Source organism: Coprococcus sp. AF51-11b1 (assembly GCF_027682785.1).
GTDB lineage: Bacteria > Bacillota > Clostridia > Lachnospirales > Lachnospiraceae > Allocoprococcus > Allocoprococcus comes.
In genome coordinates this window covers 1-23,705 of sequence record NZ_JAQCZB010000012.1, presented here as the reverse complement: position 1 = coordinate 23,705, position 23,705 = coordinate 1, and the positions used below count along the sequence as shown (strand labels likewise).

Annotated in this window: 25 protein-coding genes; all 25 read left to right on the top strand. The window is 41.8% G+C overall.

The annotated features are described in order from the left end of the window. The first annotated feature begins 6 nt into the window (after positions 1 to 6). Positions 7 to 861 carry a 4-hydroxy-3-methylbut-2-enyl diphosphate reductase gene (gene ispH / locus PGY05_RS12145; protein WP_055155600.1) on the top strand — a complete coding sequence of 285 codons (855 nt, stop codon included), beginning with the start codon at positions 7 to 9 and terminating at the stop codon, positions 859 to 861. Further along, positions 842 to 1,921 carry a 30S ribosomal protein S1 gene (gene rpsA, locus PGY05_RS12140; RefSeq protein WP_008375104.1) on the top strand — a complete coding sequence of 360 codons (1,080 nt, stop codon included), beginning with the start codon at positions 842 to 844 and terminating at the stop codon, positions 1,919 to 1,921. The genes ispH and rpsA overlap by 20 nt, the downstream gene beginning before the upstream one ends. Before the next feature lie 325 nt (positions 1,922 to 2,246). Beyond that, on the top strand, positions 2,247 to 3,566 hold the full coding sequence (rsxC, locus tag PGY05_RS12135; protein ID WP_022220469.1) for an electron transport complex subunit RsxC: 1,320 nt from the start codon (positions 2,247 to 2,249) through the stop codon (positions 3,564 to 3,566). Positions 3,567 to 3,591: 25 nt separating this feature from the next. Beyond that, positions 3,592 to 4,563: an RnfABCDGE type electron transport complex subunit D gene (locus tag PGY05_RS12130; RefSeq protein ID WP_022220470.1), complete on the top strand. Its 972-nt coding sequence runs from the start codon at positions 3,592 to 3,594 to the stop codon at positions 4,561 to 4,563. Then, positions 4,563 to 5,165, top strand: a complete 603-nt coding sequence (locus PGY05_RS12125) for an RnfABCDGE type electron transport complex subunit G (RefSeq protein ID WP_022220471.1) — start codon at positions 4,563 to 4,565, stop codon at positions 5,163 to 5,165. Before PGY05_RS12130 ends, PGY05_RS12125 begins: the two co-directional genes overlap by 1 nt. Next, positions 5,158 to 5,859 (top strand): electron transport complex subunit RsxE, encoded by a 702-nt coding sequence (gene rsxE / locus PGY05_RS12120; RefSeq protein ID WP_022220472.1) that lies wholly within the window; start codon positions 5,158 to 5,160, stop codon positions 5,857 to 5,859. Before PGY05_RS12125 ends, rsxE begins: the two co-directional genes overlap by 8 nt. 14 nt (positions 5,860 to 5,873) lie before the next feature. After that, a complete protein-coding gene (locus PGY05_RS12115) occupies positions 5,874 to 6,449 on the top strand; it encodes an electron transport complex protein RnfA (RefSeq protein ID WP_055155598.1) in 576 nt (191 codons plus the stop codon). A gap of 18 nt (positions 6,450 to 6,467) precedes the next feature. Continuing rightward, on the top strand, positions 6,468 to 7,259 hold the full coding sequence (locus PGY05_RS12110; protein ID WP_008375116.1) for an RnfABCDGE type electron transport complex subunit B: 792 nt from the start codon (positions 6,468 to 6,470) through the stop codon (positions 7,257 to 7,259). Positions 7,260 to 7,508: 249 nt separating this feature from the next. After that, positions 7,509 to 8,099: a hypothetical protein gene (locus PGY05_RS12105; protein WP_270475991.1), complete on the top strand. Its 591-nt coding sequence runs from the start codon at positions 7,509 to 7,511 to the stop codon at positions 8,097 to 8,099. Positions 8,100 to 8,118: 19 nt separating this feature from the next. Beyond that, positions 8,119 to 8,580: a DUF2752 domain-containing protein gene (locus PGY05_RS12100; RefSeq protein ID WP_270475990.1), complete on the top strand. Its 462-nt coding sequence runs from the start codon at positions 8,119 to 8,121 to the stop codon at positions 8,578 to 8,580. Positions 8,581 to 9,154: 574 nt separating this feature from the next. Next, positions 9,155 to 12,205, top strand: a complete 3,051-nt coding sequence (locus PGY05_RS12095) for an SrtB-anchored collagen-binding adhesin (protein WP_003060618.1) — start codon at positions 9,155 to 9,157, stop codon at positions 12,203 to 12,205. A gap of 235 nt (positions 12,206 to 12,440) precedes the next feature. After that, the gene (locus tag PGY05_RS12090) at positions 12,441 to 12,767 is read left to right on the top strand and encodes a YdcP family protein (RefSeq protein WP_003059926.1); all 327 of its coding nucleotides are present in this window, start codon (positions 12,441 to 12,443) and stop codon (positions 12,765 to 12,767) included. A gap of 15 nt (positions 12,768 to 12,782) precedes the next feature. Beyond that, on the top strand, positions 12,783 to 13,166 hold the full coding sequence (locus tag PGY05_RS12085) for a YdcP family protein (protein WP_003062614.1): 384 nt from the start codon (positions 12,783 to 12,785) through the stop codon (positions 13,164 to 13,166). 168 nt (positions 13,167 to 13,334) lie between these two features. Then, the gene (locus tag PGY05_RS12080) at positions 13,335 to 13,922 is read left to right on the top strand and encodes a helix-turn-helix domain-containing protein (RefSeq protein ID WP_003061262.1); all 588 of its coding nucleotides are present in this window, start codon (positions 13,335 to 13,337) and stop codon (positions 13,920 to 13,922) included. 208 nt (positions 13,923 to 14,130) lie between these two features. Further along, positions 14,131 to 15,525 carry an FtsK/SpoIIIE domain-containing protein gene (locus PGY05_RS12075; protein ID WP_270475989.1) on the top strand — a complete coding sequence of 465 codons (1,395 nt, stop codon included), beginning with the start codon at positions 14,131 to 14,133 and terminating at the stop codon, positions 15,523 to 15,525. Positions 15,526 to 15,708: 183 nt separating this feature from the next. Next, positions 15,709 to 16,905 (top strand): MobT family relaxase, encoded by a 1,197-nt coding sequence (mobT, locus tag PGY05_RS12070; protein ID WP_003062030.1) that lies wholly within the window; start codon positions 15,709 to 15,711, stop codon positions 16,903 to 16,905. Positions 16,906 to 16,918: 13 nt separating this feature from the next. Then, positions 16,919 to 17,053, top strand: coding sequence for a DUF3789 domain-containing protein (locus PGY05_RS12065; protein WP_003061156.1), 135 nt, complete (start codon positions 16,919 to 16,921; stop codon positions 17,051 to 17,053). Position 17,054: 1 nt separating this feature from the next. After that, entirely contained in the window at positions 17,055 to 17,276 is a 222-nt protein-coding gene (locus PGY05_RS12060) for a hypothetical protein (RefSeq protein WP_003060793.1), read from the top strand. 67 nt (positions 17,277 to 17,343) lie between these two features. After that, positions 17,344 to 17,763, top strand: coding sequence for a nuclear transport factor 2 family protein (locus PGY05_RS12055; RefSeq protein WP_003060053.1), 420 nt, complete (start codon positions 17,344 to 17,346; stop codon positions 17,761 to 17,763). Between the two features lie 90 nt (positions 17,764 to 17,853). Continuing rightward, positions 17,854 to 18,150: a hypothetical protein gene (locus tag PGY05_RS12050; RefSeq protein WP_008687105.1), complete on the top strand. Its 297-nt coding sequence runs from the start codon at positions 17,854 to 17,856 to the stop codon at positions 18,148 to 18,150. Next, positions 18,069 to 18,572 (top strand): antirestriction protein ArdA, encoded by a 504-nt coding sequence (locus PGY05_RS12045; protein WP_003062492.1) that lies wholly within the window; start codon positions 18,069 to 18,071, stop codon positions 18,570 to 18,572. Before PGY05_RS12050 ends, PGY05_RS12045 begins: the two co-directional genes overlap by 82 nt. A 17-nt stretch (positions 18,573 to 18,589) precedes the next feature. Beyond that, positions 18,590 to 19,093: an antirestriction protein ArdA gene (locus tag PGY05_RS12040; protein WP_002323345.1), complete on the top strand. Its 504-nt coding sequence runs from the start codon at positions 18,590 to 18,592 to the stop codon at positions 19,091 to 19,093. A 107-nt stretch (positions 19,094 to 19,200) separates the two neighbouring features. Continuing rightward, positions 19,201 to 19,599 carry a conjugal transfer protein gene (locus PGY05_RS12035; protein WP_003061368.1) on the top strand — a complete coding sequence of 133 codons (399 nt, stop codon included), beginning with the start codon at positions 19,201 to 19,203 and terminating at the stop codon, positions 19,597 to 19,599. After that, positions 19,577 to 22,027, top strand: a complete 2,451-nt coding sequence (locus PGY05_RS12030; RefSeq protein ID WP_003060327.1) for an ATP-binding protein — start codon at positions 19,577 to 19,579, stop codon at positions 22,025 to 22,027. The genes PGY05_RS12035 and PGY05_RS12030 overlap by 23 nt, the downstream gene beginning before the upstream one ends. Further along, positions 22,027 to 23,705 (top strand): CD3337/EF1877 family mobilome membrane protein (locus tag PGY05_RS12025; protein WP_270475988.1); only part of this gene is annotated, 1,679 nt, incomplete at its 3' end. The genes PGY05_RS12030 and PGY05_RS12025, both read left to right, overlap by 1 nt.

Below are 23,705 nucleotides of genomic sequence, written 5' to 3'. Positions count from 1 at the left end.
CTAAAAATGGAAGTAATACGCGCAAAAAGTGCCGGATTCTGCTTTGGTGTAAAACGCGCTGTCGATACAGTATATGAGCAGGTTGAAAAACAAATGGGAAAACAGATCTATACTTATGGTCCGATCATCCATAATGAAGAGGTTGTAAAGGACATGGAAGCACATGGTGTAAAAGTCCTGCGCGGTGAGGAAGAACTGAAAGGTCTGGAAGAAGGACTGGTGATTATCCGCTCTCATGGTGTTCCAAAGAGAATCTGTGATCTAATGGATGAAAAAGGCATCGAATATGTAGATGCAACCTGTCCGTTTGTGAAAAGAATCCATAAAATTGTTGCCGAAGAAAGTAAAAAAGGCAGCCGGATCATTATCATTGGTAATCCGGATCACCCTGAGGTTGAAGGAATCCGGGGCTGGGCAGGAGAAAATGTAACCGTTATAAAAAATGCAGAAGAAGCAGAAAAATTTGAAAATACTACATCCGAAAGAATTTGTATTGTGTCTCAGACGACATTTAATTACAATAAATTCAAAGATTTAGTTGAAATTATTTCAGAAAAGGGTTATGATATAAGTGTTTTAAATACGATTTGTAATGCAACCAGAGAGCGTCAGACAGAAGCAAGGAGCATTGCAAAAGAGGTGGATGCTATGATTGTAATCGGAGACAAACATAGTTCCAATACCCAGAAACTGTATGAAATATGCAGCAGGGAATGTCACAATACGTACTATATACAGACACTTGACGATTTTGATATGAATCAATTAAGGTCCGTGGAAACAGTAGGTATTACAGCAGGGGCATCCACGCCCAACAATATAATTGAGGAGGTTCAAAATAATGTCAGAATTAACTTTTGAACAAATGTTAGACGAGTCATTTAAAACAATTCATAATGGAGAGGTCGTAGATGGTACTGTAATTGATGTTAAGCCAGATGAAATCATCTTAAATATAGGATACAAAGCAGACGGTATCATCACCAGAAGTGAATATACCAATGATAACAGTGTAGATCTTACAACTGTTGTTTCTGTTGGTGATCCGATGACTGTTAAAGTACTGAAAGTCAATGATGGAGAAGGACAGGTTCTTCTTACATACAAGAGACTTGTTGCAGAAAAAGGTAACGAAAGATTAAAAGAAGCATTCGAGAACAAAGAAGTCCTGAAAGCACCGGTTACTCAGATTCTTGGCGGTGGATTAAGCGTTGTTGTAGATGAAGCAAGAGTATTCATCCCGGCAAGTCTTGTATCAGATACTTACGAAAAAGACCTTTCTAAGTACAAAGATCAGGAAATCGAATTTGTTATCAGCGAATTCAATCCAAGAAGAAATCGTATCATCGGTGACAGAAGACAGCTTCTTGTTGCTGAAAGAGCAGAAAAGCAGAAAGAACTCTTCGCTAAACTTAAAGTCGGTGATGTGATCGAAGGAACAGTTAAGAACGTAACAGATTTCGGTGCATTTATCGATCTCGGCGGAGTAGACGGACTTCTTCATATCTCTGAGATGTCATGGGGAAGAGTTGACAATCCGAAGAAAGTATTCACAGTTGGTGAAACTCTTAAAGTTCTTGTTAAAGATATCCATGATACAAAAGTTGCACTCAGCTTAAAATTCCCGGAGACAAATCCATGGGCTAACGCAGCTGAGAAGTACGCTGTAGGTACAGTTGTAACAGGAAAAGTTGCAAGAATGACAGACTTTGGTGCATTCGTAGAACTTGCTCCTGGAGTAGATGCACTCCTTCATGTATCACAGATCTCAAGAGCACATGTTGAAAAACCTTCAGACGTACTTTCTGTAGGTCAGGAGATTACAGCTAAGATCGTAGATCTTAACGAAGCTGACAAGAAGATCAGCCTTAGCATGAAAGCACTTGAAAATGCAGAAGCTCAGGAAGAAACTGAAGAATAATTAAATAAGATATACAAGGATAGAGACTGATTGAAGTCTCTATCTTTTGTTTGAAAAAACTGGTAGATATAACTAACTACAGCTGAAAAATGTTTTCGGATCCATAAGTGATCTCGATAAGTAAGATGAAAAATTTTACCGAATAATCAGAAAATTCACAAAGAGAGGTCGTAGTAGCCTCTCTTTTTTGCGTAAGGAGACTATTGTGTTAAAAAAACGACAAGATGTACTGGAAAATATACAATAAAATGACGAAAGTTACTGGAAGTGTAGGATTTATTTTAGTATATTTATAAGAGAGAAAATAGGAAGGAAGGATATCAAAATGGGACTTTTGACATTTAAAGGCGGAGTTCATCCGAACGACGGAAAAAGTCTTGCGAAAGACAAGGCAATCGTAGAACTTCTGCCACAGGGTGATCTTGTATACCCGTTATCCCAGCATATCGGAGCACCGGCTAAGCCAGTAGTAGCAAAAGGTGACCATGTGCTTAAAGGGCAGAAAATTGCCGAAGCGGGGGGCTTCGTGTCTGCGCCGATCTATGCATCCGTATCAGGTACTGTAAAAGCGATTGAACCACGTGTGAATCCAACAGGTTCTAAAGTGAACAGTATCATCATTGCAAATGACGGTCAGTACGAAGAAGTAGAATATCCACAGCCAAAACCTCTTTCTGAACTGACAAAAGAAGAGATTCTGAATATCATTGGAGAGGCTGGCGTAGTAGGTATGGGTGGAGCAGGTTTCCCTACCAGAGTGAAGCTTTCACCAAAAGAGCCAGACAAGATTGATTATATCATTGCAAACTGTGCGGAATGTGAGCCGTATATTACTGCCGATTACAGAAGAATGCTGGAGAATCCGGAACTTCTGGTAGAAGGTATGCGTGTGATCCTGAAGCTTTTTGACAATGCGAAAGGTTTATTTGCAATCGAAGATAACAAACCGGACTGTATCGCAAAATTAAAAGAGCTGACCAAGGACGAGCCTCGTATGGAAGTCAGAGAGATGATGACCAAGTACCCACAGGGCGCAGAACGTCAGCTGATTTTTGCAAATACAGGACGTGCGATCAATTCTACCATGCTTCCGGCAGATGCTGGATGTGTAGTAGACAACGTAGAGACCATCATCAGCATTTACAATGCAGTAGTAAAAGGCATTCCTTCTATGGAACGTGTCGTTACTGTAACAGGGGATGGAGTTGTAAATCCTGGTAACTACAAAGTACTTTTCGGAACCAACCAGAACGAACTGATCGAAGCCGCCGGCGGACTCAAAGAAGGCTGTGAAAAAGTTATTTCAGGTGGACCGATGATGGGATTTGCGATGTATACGACAGATACACCGATCACCAAGACATCTTCATCTATTCTTTGCATGTCAAAAGATGAAGTATCAGCCTGTGAACCGACAGCATGTATCAACTGCGGACGGTGCGTTGACGCCTGTCCAAGCCGCATTATTCCGTCAAGACTGGCTGATTTTGCAGAACGCCATGACGAAGAAGCGTTCCTCAAATTCAATGGTCTTGAATGTGTAGAATGTGGATCCTGCAGTTATGTATGTCCGGCTAAGAGACAACTGAAGCAGGCAATCGGATCGATGAGAAAAACCGCACTTGCCAACAAAAAGAAAAAATAGAATAGAGAGGAAGAGGTGAACAAAAGTGAGTGAACAGTTAAAAGTATCATCTTCACCACATATCCGTTCTAAAGAGACAACCGGCAATATCATGCTGTGGGTTATCATCGCTCTGTTACCGGCAACTTTCTTTGGAATTTACAACTTCCGTGACACACATGCATGGCTGCTTGTTATTGTGACAACAGCAGCAGCAGTTCTTACGGAGTACATTTACGAAAAACTGATGCATAAAAAGATTACGATCAAGGATTTCAGTGCCGCAGTTACAGGACTTCTGCTTGCACTCAACCTTCCGCCGACAGCCCCGATCTGGATGGGAATCATCGGAAGTGTATTCGCGATCCTGGTTGTAAAGCAGCTCTTTGGCGGATTGGGACAGAACTTCATGAACCCTGCACTTGGAGCAAGATGTTTCCTTCTTATTTCCTTCACAGGAAGAATGACAAGCTTCGTATATGACGGCGTATCTGGTGCAACACCACTGGCAACGATCCGTGCTAATATCGAAGCAGGAAATGCAGCACTTGACGGTGTGAACAGCATGGACATGCTGATCGGAAATATTGCCGGAACCATCGGTGAGACATCCGTTATCGCAATCGTGATCGGAGCGATCATCCTGATCCTCAAAGGAATCATTGATCTTCGTATCCCGGGTACATATATTGTGACATTTGCGCTTTTCATCGGAATCTTCGGTGGATTTGTAGATGGAATTGGATTCTTCAATGTTCAGTACATGACAGCAGAACTCTGCGGTGGTGGTCTGATGCTTGGAGCATGGTTTATGGCAACCGATTATGTAACTTCCCCGATCACCAAAAAAGGGCAGATCGTATATGGTATCCTTCTTGGATGTCTGACTGGTCTGTTCCGTCTGTTCGGTGGTTCAGCAGAAGGTGTATCTTATGCGATCATCTTCAGTAACCTTCTTGTACCGCTGATCGAGAGAGTTACTCTTCCAAAGCCTTTCGGTAAAGGAGGAGAAAAATAATGAATAAGATTATCAAAAATACACTGATCCTTGCAGCAATCACCGTTGTATCCGGTCTGGTACTTGGAGCTGCTTACGAAGTAACAAAAGGTCCAATCGCACAGACACAGGCAAAGCAGAAACAGGAAGCGTGTCAGGCCGTTTATCCGGAAGCAGATTCCTTTGAGGCAATGGACGTAGATCAGAAAGCTGCCAAAGAAGCAATCAAAAAGATGGGAACGAATGCAACAGTAGATGAAGTCTATTCTGCTGTTATGGATGGAAGCGAAGCTGGTTATGTTATAACAGTAACCGACAAAGATGGTTACGGCGGAGATATCCAGATTACAGTCGGTATCATGAGTGACGGTACGGTAAATGGCATTTCTTTCCTTTCCATCAGCGAGACAGCAGGTCTTGGTATGCGTGCGAAAGAACCAAGCTTTTACAATCAGTTTGCAGGACAGCAGGCTGAAAAATTCTATGTATCCAAAGACGGCGGAGACGGACAGCCGATCGATGCTTTGAGTGGTGCAACCATCACTTCCCGTGCAGTCACAGGAGCTGTCAACACAGCACTTGGATATTACCAGACAGCGTTAGGAGGTAGTGGAAATGAATAAATGTACAGAAAGACTTTATAACGGTCTTGTAAAAGAAAACCCGACCTTTGTTATGATGCTTGGTATGTGTCCGACACTGGCGGTTACAACATCCGCAATCAACGGTATTGGTATGGGACTTTCTACCACAGTGGTACTGATTTTCTCAAACCTTTTGATTTCCATGCTGCGTAAGATTATTCCGGATTCGGTTCGTATGCCGGCATTTATCGTAGTCGTAGCAACACTTGTTACCGTGGTACAGTTCCTTCTGGAAGGTTTTGTACCTAGTCTTTATGCATCACTTGGTGTATATATTCCTCTGATCGTAGTTAACTGTATCATCCTCGGACGTGCAGAAGCATATGCATCAAAGAACCCGGTCCTTCCATCTGTATTTGATGGTATTGGTATGGGACTTGGATTCACACTTGGTCTTACCTGCATCGGTATCGTCAGAGAGCTGATTGGTTCCGGAAAATTATTCGGATTTCAGGTTATGCCTGATATCTACGAACCTGTTACTATTTTCATCCTTGCTCCTGGTGCATTCCTTGTCCTTGCATTCCTTGTTGCGGCACGTAACAAGATCATGAAGAAACTGGAAGCAAAAGGAAAGAAAGTTGTCAAAGCGCAGGGATGCTGTGAAGGCGGATGTGCTTCATGCGGCGGATGCGACGGACACGTGTTCCCGACAGGTCAGGAAAAGGAATAGGAGGGAGATAAGAGATGAAAGAATTACTTATTATAGCAGTTGGTTCGGCGCTTGTTAACAACGTCGTACTCAGCCAGTTCCTCGGTATCTGTCCTTTCCTTGGTGTTTCTAAGAAAATTGAGACAGCAGCCGGCATGGGCGGCGCAGTTGTTTTCGTTATCACGATTGCATCCTTTATTACCGGTGCAATCTACCAGTTCATCTTACATCCGGCAGGATTTGAGTATCTGCAGACCATCGTATTTATCCTGGTTATCGCAGCACTCGTTCAGTTTGTAGAAATGTTCCTCAAGAAGGTTATGCCTCCGCTTTATAATGCACTTGGTGTATATCTCCCGTTGATCACAACAAACTGTGCAGTACTTGGTGTATCACTGAACTGTGTAACAAAAGGATATAACATTCTTGAAGGTGTTGTATACGGATTCTCTACAGCAGTCGGATTCACGATCGCGATCGTGATCATGGCTGGTATCCGTGAGAAGATCGAATACAACGATATCAGTGAGTCTTTCCAGGGAACTCCGATCGTACTGCTTACAGCAGCACTGATGTCCATCGCGTTCTTTGGATTCTCAGGAATCATTTAACAGAAGGAGGACCGTGTTATGAGTATAACAGGAGTATTGATTGCTGCACTTATCGTAGGCGGTACCGGCGTATTCATCGGTGTCTTCCTTGGAATTGCAGGTAAGAAATTTGCAGTTGAAGTAGATGAAAAAGAAGAAGCGATTCTCGCAGAACTTCCGGGTAACAACTGTGGTGGATGTGGATATGCCGGATGTTCCGGTCTTGCAGCAGCTATCGCAAAAGGAGAAGCTCCGGTCGGACAGTGCCCGGTCGGCGGTGCTCCGGTAGCAGCAAAGATCGCAGCGATCATGGGCGAAGAAGCCGGTGAAAGCGTACACGAAGTTGCATTTGTAAAATGTGCAGGAACCTGCGAAAAAGCAAAACAGGCATATGATTATACAGGAATTACAGATTGCCAGATGGCAGCCATGATGCAGAATGGCGGACCAAAAGGATGTTCTTTCGGATGTCTTGGTTTCGGAAGCTGCGTAAAGGCATGTCCGTTCGATGCGATCCATATCGTAGACGGAATTGCAGTAGTTGACAAAGAAGCATGTAAAGCCTGTGGTAAATGTATCGCCACCTGTCCAAAACATCTGATCGAGCTTGTACCTTATGAACAGAAGCATCTTGTACAGTGCAGCTCAAAAGATAAAGGAAAAGACGTTATGAGCGTATGTTCCGTAGGATGTATCGGATGTAAGATGTGTGAAAAAGTATGTGAATCTGATGCAGTACATGTAGTAGATAATATCGCACACATTGATCCGGAAAAATGTACAAACTGTGGAAAATGTGCGGAGAAATGTCCGAAGAAGATCATTAAGTAAATAAATAATGAAAAAAAGGATCCGGATGCTGTTTCGGAGGCTAAGAACAAGTTTTTCTTAGGCTTCTGCAAATGCATCCGGATTCTTTTTTTTATTGAGTTCATTCGACTGTGGAAGGATGAAAGGATGGAAAGAGAAAGTTAGGAAAATTTAATTTTTAGAATATCGTGGGGTATGTTATAATAGAAAAAATGGAGAAGAAAAAAATTTATTGGTTGACGGTTAGGTGGAAAATCATCCAAAATAGAAATGAAAATAGAGACAAAATACGACATTGCATCATCTGTAAATATTGGCGCAGAGTATGACAAGGGCGTGAAGAAACTCTTTAAGAGCAAAGAGATCATTGTGCCGATTATGGAGATGGTGATTCCGGAATTTGAAGGGTGTTCGCAGGAAGAGATCCTGAATTGTCTGGACCTTGCATCGATTACATCGGATGAGGTTGTCAGTGACGCACCGGTTTCGGAGACGGATGAATATCGGATACGGGGCGAAGATGCAGGGATATTTGATTATCTTAATCAGATATTTGTGGGAAATATAGAAGAAATAGAGACATATTCACATATTGAATGGGAAGATGAATTTAAGGAGGATGTGGCTATGACGATGACAGGGTTTAGTGATATATTAGTTAGAAGAGGGAGAGAAGAAGGAAGAAAAGAGGGAAGAGAAGAAGGTAGAATAGAAGGGCGAGAGATAGGACAGGAGGAGACAACGGTTAAATTTATCTGGAGTTTACATGAAATGAAATGCACAGATGAAATGATTTCGGAAGCAGTAAAAAGACCGATTGATTATGTGCAGGATATTTTGAAAAAAGATGCACCTCAATAAGAAAGTTGGGAACACTTTTGTGAAAAATAGATTAATAGCAGGAATAAAGATGCTTTTACAGGACTTATGGAATATCCGCATTGCGATTCTTGTATTTGCAATTTATTTTGTTATAGGAAGAAAGTTTTTATACAGTCTGTGTCCAATGGTGATCATGACGGGATTTCCTTGTCCGGGATGCGGGCTTACAAGAGCGATGTTTATGGTGCTACGAGGGGACTTTGCCGGGGCATGGAAAATGCATCCGTTTATTTATGGTGTGATTATTCTGGTGGGATGGTTTGGCGTGCGGAGATACATACAGAGAAAAGAAACGAAGAGTCTTGGGAAATGGGTGATTCTTCTGTGCGTAGGACTGATTCTATATTATGTGTACCGAATGGTAAGGTATTTTCCGGGAGATGCTCCGATGAGTTATTACTATGGAAGCGTGGGATACCGGGTGTGGGAGATAATTAGAAGTGGAAGAAATTATTTATAGTAGAGTATATAAAAGTGCCGCGAAGTCATCAAAACGATGATGGAGCGGCACTTTTTTGGATTAATCATAAAAACAAATGGAGCTGTCGGTAAATAACGTTTTTTAGAGCTGACAGTACCAAACAAAATATCCTGACAGTTACAGAGCTTTCTGACTCTGCAACTTGTTCAGGATATTTTTATTTTGATAAATACTTTCTGTTTTTGGCCGCAAAAAATCCTTGTTTGGATTTTTTCAGCCGCATTTTTTTCTAGGCAGTTTTTCCTTCAAATTTTCTCAGTTTTTCGTATAAAAACACAATAAAAATCTGATTATCCGCTAAAACACAGTATCTATCAGCATTTTCAAGGAAACAAACACATCAATTTACTACTTATTTACTACCATTGAATGAGCCTTGATACGCAAGTTTTCCTAGATATGCAAAGATATGGTACAGCACATCAGTATTGAAACAAGAAAAATTGAATAACTCATAGACTATGGAACGCCTAAAATGACGTTCCTTTTCTATTTTCAGCCGTTCATTATGGACGGTTATTTTATTACCAAAAATGAAAGGAGCATTAGATTTATGAAAAAGATGTTAAAACGATTGTGTACGGGCTTCTTAGCTCTTGCAACTGTCGTTACTGCTTTGCCGACTACACCCGTTCATGCAGAAAGTAAGCAATACTGGACGGAGTCAAAAGAGCGTGTCGGTATCGTTGAAAAAGTAATGAATGACGGTTCGATTGGTTCTACCTTTAATGAGGGACATTTGACCGTTGAGGGCGAGGACGCTTACTGTATCGACATTAACACAGACTTTAAGAATGGCTACAAGACCAGAGCTGACGCAAGCACCCGTATGAGTGCCGACCAGATAAGCGACGTTGCCTTATCTATCGAATATGTAAAACAGTACACAGACAGCCACAACGGAATAAGCAAAAACCACGCCTACCTTTTAAGACAGCTTGTTGTCTGGCAGAGATTAAGCGTACATCTTGGCTGGCAATGCGATAACGTGCGAGCTTCTTATGATGAAATTCCAAAGGCAACGCAGGACGAAGTTTTCGCTGGTGCAAAAGCCTTTGTCAAAGAGAATAAAGGACGCTATGAATGTGGCGGTTATATCTACTCTGGCGAGGGGCAGGAATTGGGACAATTCTGGGCGAAACTCAATGTTGGAAATGCGAAACTTCAAAAGACTTCCAGTAATACCAGCATTACAGACGGTAACGGGAATTACTCTATCGCTGGTGCGACATACGGTGTCTTTGCTGATAAGGACTGCACGAAACAGCTTGCCACCCTTACGACTGATGAAAACGGAAATACAGATGTCGTAGAGGTAACGGCTGACACAGTCTATATCAAGGAATTATCCGCACCAGCAGGATATAAGGTTGATACAAATATATATTCCTTAAAGGTTGAAGCTGGAAAGACAGCGACCTTGAACGTATCAGATACACCAAAGGTAACAGACACTTTGATTGAACTCTTCAAGATTGATATGGAAACACAGAAAGACAATCCGCAGGGGAACGCTTCTTTAGCAGGTGCGGAATTTACATGGAAGTATTATACTGGCTTCTACAATAAAGACAATCTCCCTGCCGAAGCTACAAGAACATGGGTTACAAAGACAATCGCCGAAACAGACAGCGACGGTACAATCCACTATGTTACAAAATTAGCGGACGCATACAAGGTATCTGGCGACAGTTTCTATATGCAGGACGGCAAAGCCGTTCTTCCACTTGGAACACTAACCGTAGAAGAAACAAAAGCTCCAAACGGTTACTTGCTGGACGGTGCATATATGCAGGCTGGCGATAAGTCCGAACAGATTAAGGGCTTATATGTAACACAGATTACCGAGGACGGCGACCTTGCCGTATTGACTGGAAGTAACCAGTTTTCTGTATCAGACAAGGTTATCCGTGGCGGTGTGAAAATTCAGAAACGAGATTTAGAAACGGGCGATACAAAACCACAAGGAAGTGCCACTTTGAAAGATACTGCCTTTGACATCATTTCCTTAAATGATAATGCGGTACTGGTTGAGGGCAAGCTATACAAGAAAAATGAAGTGGTAAAGACAATCCATACAGACATTGAGGGTGTCGCTTCTACGTCTGCTGACCTTTTACCTTATGGAAAATTCCGTATCGTTGAGAGTGAAGCTCCAAACGGATATTTGACAGACGGTGCAAAACCGATTGATTTTGCAATCACAGAGAATGGAAAAATCGTTGATTTAACCGACGAAGCCCATTCTATCTACAATCAGATTAAGCGTGGAGATATTGAGGGCGTAAAAATCGGAGCAGGCACACACAAGCGTCTTGCTGATGTTCCCTTTAGGATCACAAGCAAGACAACGGGCGAAAGTCATGTTGTGGTAACTGATGATAACGGGCAATTCTCCACTTCTTCTGACTGGGCTTCTCATAAGCATAATACCAACGCAGGAAAGACCAGCGAGGACGGTGTATGGTTTGGAACTTCTAAACCAGACGACAGCAAAGGGGCGTTGCCTTATGATACCTACATCATTGAAGAAATGCGTTGCGATAGTAACAAAGGCTTTGAGCTTATCCCACCTTTTGAAATCGTGGTATCAAGAAATAACCTTGTGATTGATTTAGGTACTTTGACTGATGAATACGAAAAAGAAATCTCTATCCATACCACAGCGACCAGTAAGGACGGCGAAAAGACAATCCTTGCAGGAAAAGAGGTAACAATCGTTGATACCGTCAAATTAGACGGACTTACAAAAGGCACAAAATATCAGCTCAAAGGCTGGCAGATGTTAAAGGAAGAAAACACCGAGCTTCTTATCAATGGAAAGCGTGTAGAAAATGACTATACCTTTATCGCTGATGATGAAGCTATGAAAGTGGAAATTACTTATACATTCAATGCGTCCGAGCTTGGCGGTAAAAATCTGGTAACATTCGAGGAATTATACGATTTGAGCAATCCAGAAGAACCCGTAAAAGTTGCGGAACATAAAGACATTGAGGACGACGGACAGACGGTACTTATCACAGAGCGTATCATCAAAATTCATACGACTGCTACCGATAAGGACGGCAACAAAGAGCTTGAAGCTGGAAAAGAGGTAACAATCATTGATACCATAACCTTAGAGGGCTTAGAAGTCGGCACACAGTACAAACTTGTAGGCTGGCAGATGTTGAAAGAAGAAAATGCAGAGCTTCTTATCAATGGAAAACGTGTGGAAAGTGATTACACCTTTACCGCAGACAGCGAAACTATGAAAGCGGAAGTTGCCTTTACCTTTGACGCTACTTCTCTTGACGGCAAACAGCTTGTAACTTTTGAAGAATTGTACGATTTAAGCAATCCAGACGAGCCGAAGAAAGTTACCGAGCATAAAGACATTGACAACGAGGGACAGACGATTACCTTTAAGGAAAAACCCGAAGTCCCAGAAGAACCAGAGAAACCCAAAACACCACAGACACCAGATACACCGCATAAAACAGACAGTCCAAAAACGGGCGATAACACGAACCTTTACGGACTGCTTGCATTATTACTAACTTCTGGTGCTGGACTGGCAGGTATCTTCTTCTGCAAACGCCGTAAAATGAAGAAATCATAAGGCGGTAACGATATGAGAAAAGAAAAATCACGTTCTCCGCCGATACCGTGTCGGCAGACTTCCGCTTATTCTGGCTTGTCTGCTACTTACCTGCAAGAACACGGATAGTCAAGGGTGCGTAAGCATTTATTTTACCCTTTACTATCTGGGGACTTGCTGGTACTTCCCTAACCGCCAGAATAAGAAATCACTATCAAAAACTTATCAAATATAGAAAGAAACGAGGTAAAACAATATGGAAATGAAATATGTCGTGCCAGATATGGCACAGTCTTTTGGAACACTTGAATTTGCAGGCGAAAGCGAGCCTATCTTTGAAAGAGATAAAAATAACCGCAGGGTCTTAGCCAGACGAAGCTACAACCTTTATTCTGATGTGCAGAAAGGCGAAAATGTTGTCGTGGAAATTCCCGTGCAGGCTGGCGAAAAGCATTTCAAGTATGAACAGAAAGTAAAACTTGTCAATCCGAAATTATACGGCAGAGGTTACGCAATTGGGGATATGGGACATACCGATTATGTGTTACTTGCTGATGATATTGTAGCAGTTGAAGAAAAGTAAAGGAGTGAAAATATTATGAGATTATCAAACGGTTTTGTTATTGACAAAGAGAAAACATTTGGAGAATTAAAATTTACAGCAGTGCGTGATGTATTCTTGCAGAATGAGGACGGGACACCGAGTACCCAGCTTAAAAAGCGTATCTATGATTTGAAGTGCAGTCTGCATGGTGGAATTATCCCCGTGTCTGTACCGCCAGAAGTACCAGTAAGGGAATTTCCGTACAATGCAGTTGTGGAGCTTGTCAATCCAGTAGCCGATACGGTATCACGAAAAACCTATACGGGTGCAGATGTGGACTGGTATGTAAAGGCAGAGGATATTGTGTTGAAGAATAAAGGCAATCAGAACGCAGGCAATCCACAGAACCATGTACCGCAAGGACAGATGAAAAAATAAATGTGAGCCCATATTTTTCTTGTAACTTATATATAGAACCGATATAATTAGTTGAAAAGTTCTGTTTTAAGCCATGTAAAACTATTTTGACAAGGGAAAATGGCAATGTCAAAGGCTTTTGACAGACAAAATAGCTATATTCATATACAATAAAGGAGAAGATTCAAGATGGATATTGGATTACAAATCAAAAAATTTAGGGAACAACAAAAAATTTCTCAAGAAGAACTGGCTCTTAAAATATTTGTTTCAAGACAAACAATTTCTAACTGGGAAACAAATAAAAGTTGTCCAGATGTTAAAAGTTTAATTACTTTATCTAATATCTTCAATGTGTCTTTAGATAATTTTATAAAAGAAGATATAAAGGAGATGAGGGAGATTGTAGAAAAAGCAACTATTAAAAAGTTTAATGTGATAAGTGTAGTTTTCCTAATTGAATTGATAGTCGTAGCCATAAGTGCCTATCCTTTATTTAGTATTAAGGGAAATATAGGAATTATTATTTGGTTATGCTTGTTTGCAATAACGCTCTATACGGCAAGTAAGATTGAAAAATTCAAAAAGAGCCATGACATTCAAACCTATAAAGAAATTTTGGCATTTATTGACGGAAAGCAATTAACGCATGATGAAACACAACAAGAAATAGGAAAAAGAAATTATCAAAAAATCATATTTGCATTCATTGCAGGTGTAATCGCACTTATTATATGTTTTGTTGTAATTTTTATTTGCCAGCATTTAACAAATTAAAAGGGAGGAGAAATCATGGAATTTTGGCTTATTATGATTGGCTTTATAGTTATGGGCGGAAGTTGTTCATTAGCAGGTACTTGGTGGGATAGAAAAAATAAAAAAGATAAAAAAGAAGAAAAGAAACAATAAAATTTACACTTTATTGTTGATTAAGCAGTTAGTCTTAGGATTGACTGCTTTTTTCATACCTAGAAAGGATTGATTTATGCGTATGATTTGGAACAAAGGACACCGTATCAGAGCCAGCGACAAGCACCTTGTCTACCACTTTTCCATAGGGACGCTTCTGTTTGTATTCATGGCGGTTCTTCTGCTACTGAACATCAAACAGCTCATGCGTACCGACTGGGAACATTTCAGCTTGTTAGAAAACGGCTTGACGCTTTCCCCTTACAACTTCATAACTGTGCTGATAGCGACTGGTGTTTGTGCATTGGTCGCTTTTCTGTATTACCGCTTCTGTTACGACAGTTTCAAGAAGCTATTGCACCGTCAAAAGCTGGCACGAATGATACTGGAAAATAAGTGGTATGAAGCCGATACCGTACAAGACAGCGGTTTTTTTACTGACCTGCAAAGCAGATCAAGGGAAAAAATCGTCTGGTTTCCAAAGATTTATTATCAAATGGAAAAGGGATTGCTCCATATCCGCTGTGAAATCACGTTAGGAAAATATCAAGACCAGCTTTTACGGTTAGAGGATAAATTGGAAAGTGGCTTGTATTGCGAGCTGACCGACAAGACCTTACATGACGGCTATATTGAATACACCCTGCTTTATGACATGATAGCAAACCGCATTACCATTGATGAAGTATGGGCAGAAAACGGCTGTCTTAGGCTGATGAAAAATCTTGTGTGGGAATATGACGCACTCCCTCACGCTTTGATTGCTGGTGGGACTGGTGGCGGTAAAACTTATTTTCTGCTGACGCTCATTGAAGCCTTACTGCATACCAACGCTGTCCTTTATATCTTAGACCCAAAGAACAGCGACCTTGCAGACTTGGGAACAGTCATGCCTAATGTCTATCACACCAAAGAAGAAATGATTGATTGCGTCAATGCCTTTTATGAGGGCATGGTACGGCGAAGTGAGGAAATGAAGCAACACCCGAACTATAAGACGGGCGAAAACTACGCCTATCTGGGACTTCCACCCTGCTTTCTTATCTTTGATGAATATGTAGCGTTTTTTGAAATGTTGGGGACAAAAGAAAGCGTGAGCTTACTTAGCCAGTTAAAGAAAATCGTTATGTTAGGGCGACAAGCAGGTTATTTCCTTATTGTTGCCTGCCAGCGTCCAGACGCAAAGTATTTTTCAGATGGTATCAGAGATAACTTCAATTTCCGTGTGGGACTTGGGCGTATCAGCGAATTAGGTTACGGTATGCTGGGTGGTTCAGATGTGAAAAAGCAGTTTTTCCAGAAGCGTATCAAGGGGCGTGGCTATTGTGATGTGGGAACAAGCGTCATAAGTGAGTTTTACACGCCTTTAGTCCCAAAAGGACATGATTTTTTACAGACTATCAGCTCTCTTGCACAAGCAAGGCAGGACGGGACGGCGACGTGCGAAGCGAAAGGCGACGGCACGGACTAGCCGTTGCTGGTGTGGCGTCAGCCACGCCAGCAGGTAAAACCCCTCGGTATCTAACAGAGGGGTACGTTTGCAAATAGACAATAGACAAAAAACATAGGAAACATAAGGCTTCTGGCATGGTTTTCTAGCAAAAATCGGCTGTGAAGTCGCCTTAAAAAACTTCACACTTTACAGATTGGGGGTATGGTTCTGAATGAAGAACAACGGATAAAAGAATTACGGGAGAAACGGATTGCTTACGGTATCTCACAAGGCAGGCTGGCGGTGGCTTCTGGTATCACAAGGGAATATTTCAACAAGATAGAAAGTGGAAAAATGAAGCCGTCAAAGGAACTTCTGGAAACTCTGCATAAGGAACTGGCAAGGTTCAATCCAGAAGTACCGCTTACCATGCTGTTTGATTATGTGAAAATTCGTTTTCCCACGCTGGATATACAGCACATCATCAAAGATATATTAAAACTGAATATCAATTATATGCTCCATGAAGATTACGGACATTACAGTTATACGGAGCATTATTCTTTAGGGGACATCTTTATCTATACGTCGGCTGACGAAGAAAAAGGTGTCCTTTTAGAGTTAAAGGGGCGTGGTTGCCGACAGTTTGAAAGTTACCTGCTGGCACAACAAAGAAGTTGGTATGACTTTCTCATGGACGCACTCATAGACGGTGGCGTGATGAAGCGTATCGACCTTGCTATCAACGACCATACGGGTATTTTGGATATTCCAGAGCTTGCGGAAAAATGCAGGAAACGGGAATATATCGGAAAGTCCAGAAGTTATAAGTTTTATCAGTCGGGCGAGCTTATCAAGCATAGAGAGGACGACAGAGAATATATGGGACGCACCCTTTATCTTGGTTCGCTAAAATCAGATGTGTATTTCTGTATCTATGAAAAGGACTATGAGCAGTACGTCAAGTTAGGGACACCGCTGGAAGAAGCCGACATTATCAACCGTTTTGAGATACGGCTTAGAAATGAACGTGCCTATTATGCAGTACGAGATTTGCTGACCTATTATGACGCAGAGCAGACTGCCTTTTCTATCATCAACCAGTATGTGCGGTTTGTTGATGAAGAAGCAGACAAGCGAAAAAATGACTGGAAACTCAATGACCGCTGGGCGTGGTTTATCGGCGATAACAGACAGAGCTTGAAGCTGACGACAAAGCCAGAGCCTTACACCTTAGACCGTACATTGCGGTGGGTACAACGGCAGGTAGCACCGACCTTGAAAATGCTGAAAAGGATTGATAAGGGAAACGGAACAGACTACATGAAAACTATCGAACAGCAGGCAAAGCTCACAGAAAAGCATGAAATGATAATCAAACAGCAGACGACCCCTGCAAAAGATTTAGTAGAAAGTTAGGAGTGATGAAAAAATGTGGGAATTATTGAAAGACTTCCTGCTGGTATCTGTTGGAACGGGTATCGGCGTAGCCTTGATGTGTATTTTAAGTGTTGGCAAAGGAGCTGACTATGAAATGAAGAAATTAAAAGAAAGCGAGGACAAATAACATGAATTTCGGGCAAAATTTGTATCAATGGTTTTTAAGCAACGCACAGAGCTTAGTGCTTATGTCGATTGTGGTTATCGGTATCTACTTAGGGTTCAAGCGTGAGTTTTCAAAACTTATCGGTTTCTTGGTAGTTGCCTTGATTGCTGTCGGCTTGGTATTCAATGCTGGCGGTGTGAAAGATGTACTGTTAGAGCTGTTCAATAAGATTATCGGTGCATAAAATTTTATTGTGGGGCTGATGTATGGGTGCTATAATGTGAAAAAAGAAGTAATCGAGGTGTTCTATTTTGAATGAGAGAGAAAAAATTATTCGTTTATGGTTTGATATGTGGTTGAAACAGCAAGACTTAGGAATAGATAAAATTTTTACAGAAGATGTTGTTTATACGGAAAGCTGGTGTCCTAAATATGAAAATCTTAAAACAGTAAAACATTGGTTTAATGAATGGAATACTCGTGGTAAAGTCATTATTTGGGATATTAAACAGTTCTTTCATAAAGAAAATCAAACTGTCGTAGAATGGTATTTTAAAAATGAAATGAATACGGGAAGCGTTGAAGAATTTGACGGTATTTCCTTAATTGAATGGACAGAAGATAACAAAATCAAATCATTAAAAGAATATGGTTGCAATCTGAATAACTATAATCCATATCAACACAGCGATAACCCTCAATTTAGAGATGAAAAAACAAACTGGTTTTAAAACTTAATCAAATTATATCCATATACATAAAGCAGTTAGTCTTAGGATTGACTGCTTTTTTCTTACCTAAAATCAGATTGGAGTGATGAAATGAGCGATATTTTTAAGGATATGCAGGCAAACGTCGGCTGTGATTATATTTCTAACCTGCCCTCTTACAAGCGTAAAGTGTGGCATGAAATGAAGCGATTACCGCTTACGAATTATGATATAAAACAGTTAGAAGATTTTTCAAAGTATGTGTTTGGTATGTCGTACCAGAGCTTAAAAGATGTGATGAAGCAACAGAAAGGACGTGAGGAACAATGCAGGAAACAAGGGTGCTGGTGGAAACGAGAGGAACAACTGGCGAAGAAACAATATCATACTGGTTCGACCTGCCGATAGATGTTGCCGAGTTTGAAGAAAAGTTAGGTATCGGTGCAGAAAGTGGGGATTATCGTATTATCGAAAAGGTGTTGCCTTATGCTGATGAAGTCCACGAACACACCAGCGTGTACCAGCTCAACGAATTAGATTTTATGTACCGCCAGCTTTCAAGTGATATGCAGGAAGAATATGTATCACTACTTACGGTGTTTGAAAATTTAGAAGCACTTTATATTTGCAGGAACGTGATTATTGTTTATCCCGACTGTAAAAGCATGATAGATGTTGCAAGGCAAAAGCTGATGAACGACCCGATGTTCAAGCATTTATCCGAGGACTGTCAAGAATACTACTTTGACTTTGAAGCCTACGCTTCTCACTTGCAGGAACACGGGAAATTTTTAGTAACAGAACACGGTATCTTTGAACTGCCAGAGTAGGAAATGAGGTGGTGCTTATGATTGATGATATGGCGGTTTATATTGCTAATCTTGGCAAATACAATGAGGGCTATTTAGTCGGTGCTTGGTTCACGTTCCCCATTGACGAGGAAGATGTGAAAGAAAAAATCGGCTTGAATGAACAGTATGAGGAATACGCTATCCATGATACCGACAACTTTCCCATTGCGATTGGCGAGTATGTTTCCATTGAAGAACTCAATGAGATGTATGAAATGATAGAGGAACTTCCCGACTATATTGTAGAGTGTCTGGACGAATTTATCAGCCACTATGGGACGCTGGAAGAAGTCGTGGAACATAAGGACGATATTTACTATTATCCCGACTGTGAAACCATGACAGATGTTGCCTACTACTACATAGACGAATTGCAGGCACTTGGGGACATTCCACCCAGCTTACAGAATTACATTGACTATGAAGCCTACGGGCGAGATTTGGATATGGGCGGTTGCTTTATTGAAACAAGCCGAGGTATGTGCGAGATACCATATTAACGCTGGAAGATCAGCGACAAGCATTGTTGCTACTGACAGCGTATTTCTCTTTAAGGGACAGTCTGAAAATGGCTGTCCTTTTCTATTTTGAAAGGAGCTGAAAGAACTTGAAAAAGATTAAAAGCTACACGGGTATCTGGAACGTGGAAAAAGTCTTGTATGCAATCAATGACTTTAACTTACCCTTTCCCGTTACTTTTACACAGATTACATGGTTTGTGATTACGGAATTTATCATCATTCTGTTTGGGGATATTCCCCCACTTTCCATGATTGAGGGAGCATTTCTCAAATACTTTGGTATTCCCGTTGCTCTCACTTGGTTCATGTCGCAGAAAACCTTTGACGGAAAGAAGCCGTACAGCTTTTTGAAATCACAGATAACCTATGCCCTGCGACCAAAAATCACTTATGCAGGAAAAGCCGTAAAACTGCATAAGCAGATATTGAATGAAACAATCACGGCAGTAAGGAGTGTGAACTATGTTCCCGATAAAATATATTGACAATAACCTTGTCTGGAACAAGGACAATGAGGTGTTCGCCTACTATGAGCTGATACCATACAACTATTCTTTTCTATCCGCAGAGCAGAAATTTATCGTGCATGACAGTTTCCGACAGCTTATCGCACAGTCCCGTGAGGGTAAAATTCATGCGTTGCAGATTGCCACAGAAAGCTCAATCCGCAGTATGCAGGAACAGTCAAAGAAGCTGGTAACTGGAAAATTAAAGGAAGTTGCCTGCCAGAAGATAGACGAACAGACCGAAGCGTTAGTATCTATGATTGGGGACAATCAAGTGGACTACCGCTTTTTTCTTGGCTTTAAGCTCATGGTTACGGAAGAACAGCTCAATCTGAAGAACATCAAAAAATCGGTGTGGCTGACGTTCACAGAATTTCTCCATGAAGTGAACCACACGCTGATGAATGATTTTGTTTCCATGCCGAATGATGAAATCAACCGTTACATAAAAATGGAAAAGTTACTGGAAAATAAAATCTCCCGTCGCTTTAAGGTGCGTCGCTTGGAAATCCATGATTTTGGGTATCTCATGGAACATCTTTACGGCAGGGACGGTATCGCTTATGAAGATTATGAGTACCAGCTACCAAAGAAAAAATTGAACAAAGAGACGCTGATAAAATACTACGACCTTATCCGTCCGACAAGGTGTGTGATTGAGGAAAGCCAGCGGTATTTACGATTGGAACATGAGGACAAGGAAAGCTATGTGTCCTATTTTACCGTCAATGCGATTGTAGGAGAGCTTGATTTTCCGTCGTCTGAAATCTTCTATTTCCAGCAACAGCAATTCACATTCCCCGTTGATACGAGCATGAATGTAGAAATCGTGGAAAATCGGAAAGCATTAACGACCGTCCGCAACAAGAAAAAGGAACTGAAAGACCTTGATAATCACGCCTATCAAGCAGGAAGTGAAACCAGCTCAAATGTGGTGGACGCTTTAGACAGCGTGGACGAGCTGGAAACTGATTTAGACCAGACAAAAGAAAGTATGTATAAGTTAAGCTACGTCATACGGGTGTCTGCACCCGATCTTGACGAGCTGAAACGCCGTTGTGATGAAGTCAAGGACTTTTACGACGACCTCAATGTAAAGCTGGTGCGTCCTGCTGGGGATATGCTGGGGCTTCATTCTGAATTTTTACCAGCCAGCAAGCGATATATCAATGACTATGTGCAGTATGTAAAATCAGATTTTTTAGCTGGGCTTGGCTTTGGTGCGACACAGCAGTTAGGAGAAACTACGGGTATCTATATGGGCTATTCTGTTGATACGGGAAGAAATGTGTACCTGCAACCGTCCCTTGCCAGTCAAGGTGTAAAAGGTACAGTTACCAACGCTTTAGCGTCTGCTTTTGTCGGTTCGCTTGGCGGTGGGAAATCGTTCTGTAACAATCTTCTGGTATATTATGCGGTGCTGTTTGGCGGTCAAGCACTTCTGTTAGACCCTAAAAGTGAGCGTGGTAACTGGAAAGAAACGCTCCCAGAGATTGCACATGAAATCAATATCGTAAATCTTACCAGCGATAAGGACAATGCAGGGCTTCTTGACCCGTTTGTGATTATGAAGAATGTAAAAGACGCTGAAAGTCTGGCAATCGACATCTTAACATTCCTTACGGGTATTTCTTCAAGGGACGGCGAAAAATTCCCCGTACTTCGTAAGGCAGTACGCTCCGTTACCCAGAGCGACAGTCGGGGCTTGCTCCATGTGATAGACGAGCTACGCCGTGAAGATACGCCCATATCAAGAAATATCGCAGACCATATCGACAGCTTCACGGACTACGACTTTGCACACCTGCTGTTTTCAGACGGTACGGTAGAAAATGCTATCAGTCTGGATAATCAGCTCAATATCATTCAAGTAGCCGACCTTGTACTGCCAGATAAAGATACCACTTTTGAAGAATACACGACCATTGAATTGTTGTCTGTGTCTATGCTGATTGTGATTAGTACCTTTGCCCTTGATTTTATCCATTCGGACAGAAGCATTTTTAAGATTGTCGATTTAGACGAAGCGTGGGCGTTCTTAAATGTGGCACAAGGAGAAACCTTATCAAATAAGCTGGTTCGTGCTGGGCGAGCTATGCAGGCAGGCGTTTATTTCGTTACCCAGTCTGCCTATGACGTGTCAAAGGAAAGTCTGAAAAACAATATCGGCTTAAAGTTTGCATTTAGAAGCACGGATATAAACGAGATAAAGCAGACCTTAGAGTTTTTCGGTATCGACAAGGACGATGAGAACAACCAGAAACGCTTGCGTGATTTGGAGAACGGACAATGCTTATTGCAGGACTTATACGGGCGTGTCGGTGTGGTGCAGATACACCCAGTCTTTGAAGAACTGCTACACGCCTTTGATACCAGACCGCCCGTACAGAGAAATGAGGTGGAGTGATGAAAGAAAGGATAAAAGGTGTGTTCACAAAAAAGAAGATTTTCCACTTTCTCAAAATGGCTCTGTTCGTGGTGGCACTCTCCCTTATCCTGCTTTCACTTTTGGGGACGGTGGCTCATGCGACGGGGCTTGTAGACGATACCATAAACGCAGAAAATCTTTATTCAAAATATCCCCTTTCCAACTACCAGCTTGATTTTTTCGTCGATAATAGCTGGTCGTGGCTTCCGTGGAACTGGCTCGACGGTATCGGAAAATCGGTACAATACGGGCTGTACTGCATTACCAACTTTGTCTGGACTATCAGTTTGTATTTGAGTAATGCAACGGGCTATGTGGTGCAGGAAGCCTATAAGCTGGACTTCATCAATGATATGGCAGACAGTATCGGAAAAAGCATACAGACCCTTGCAGGCGTTACCGAGAACGGCTTTTCTTCTACGGGCTTCTATGTTGGTTTCCTGCTTCTCATTATCTTAGTGGTGGGAATGTACGTTGCTTATACGGGACTGATAAAACGGGAAACCAGCAAAGCACTTCACGCTGTTATCAACTTTGTGGTGGTGTTCGTGCTGTCCGCTTCATTTATTGCTTATGCTCCCGACTATATCAAGAAGATAAATGAATTTTCATCAGACATCAGTACCGCTTCTTTGGATTTGGGAACAAAAATCATGCTCCCTAACTCCGACAGCGAGGGTAAGGACAGCGTGGACTTGATACGGGACAGCCTATTTTCTATTCAAGTGGAACAGCCGTGGCTCTTGCTTCAATTTGGGAACAGCAACGCAGAAGAAATCGGGACAGACCGTGTAGAAGCTCTCGTATCGGCAAGTCCAGAGGACGAGGACGGGAAAACCAGAGAGGAAGTCGTGAAAACAGAAATCGAGGACAACGACAATAACAATCTGACAATACCGCAGGTCGTGAACCGTTTGGGTATGGTGTTCTTCCTCTTGTTCTTTAACTTGGGTATCACGATATTTGTATTCTTGCTTACGGGCATGATGTTGTTCAGCCAGATACTTTTTATTATCTTTGCAATGTTTTTACCTATCAGTTTTTTACTTTCCATGATACCGAGCTATGAAAGCATGGCAAAGCAGGCAATCGTGAGAGTATTTAATACCATAATGACACGGGCAGGAATAACGCTCATTGTAACGGTGGCATTTAGTATTTCCAGTATGTTTTACAACATTTCCACAGACTACCCATTCTTTATGGTGGCGTTCTTGCAGATAGTATGTTTCGCTGGTATCTACATGAAGCTGGGCGACTTAATGAGTATGTTCTCACTTAATGCTGGCGACAGTCAAAGCATGGGACGACGCATATTCCGCAGACCGTATCTGTTTATGCGACATCGGGCTAGGCGTATGGAACACCGTATTGCAAGGGCGGTAAGTGCTGGCGGTATTTCGGGCGGTGTAGCTGGTGCGGTGGCTGGAAGTGCCGTTGCTGGCAAGAGAGCCGAAAGAAAAAATACGGCTTCTAAAGAAAATCGGGGCAATACCACTTCCAGCATGGGACAGCGTGCAGGTTCAAAAGTCGGTGCTGTTTTAGATACGAAAAATAAAGTGAAAGACAAGGCAAACGCTGTCAAAGAGAATATCAAGGATATGCCGACACAGACCGCTTATGCGGTGTATTCCGCAAAGGAAAAGGCAAAGTCCAG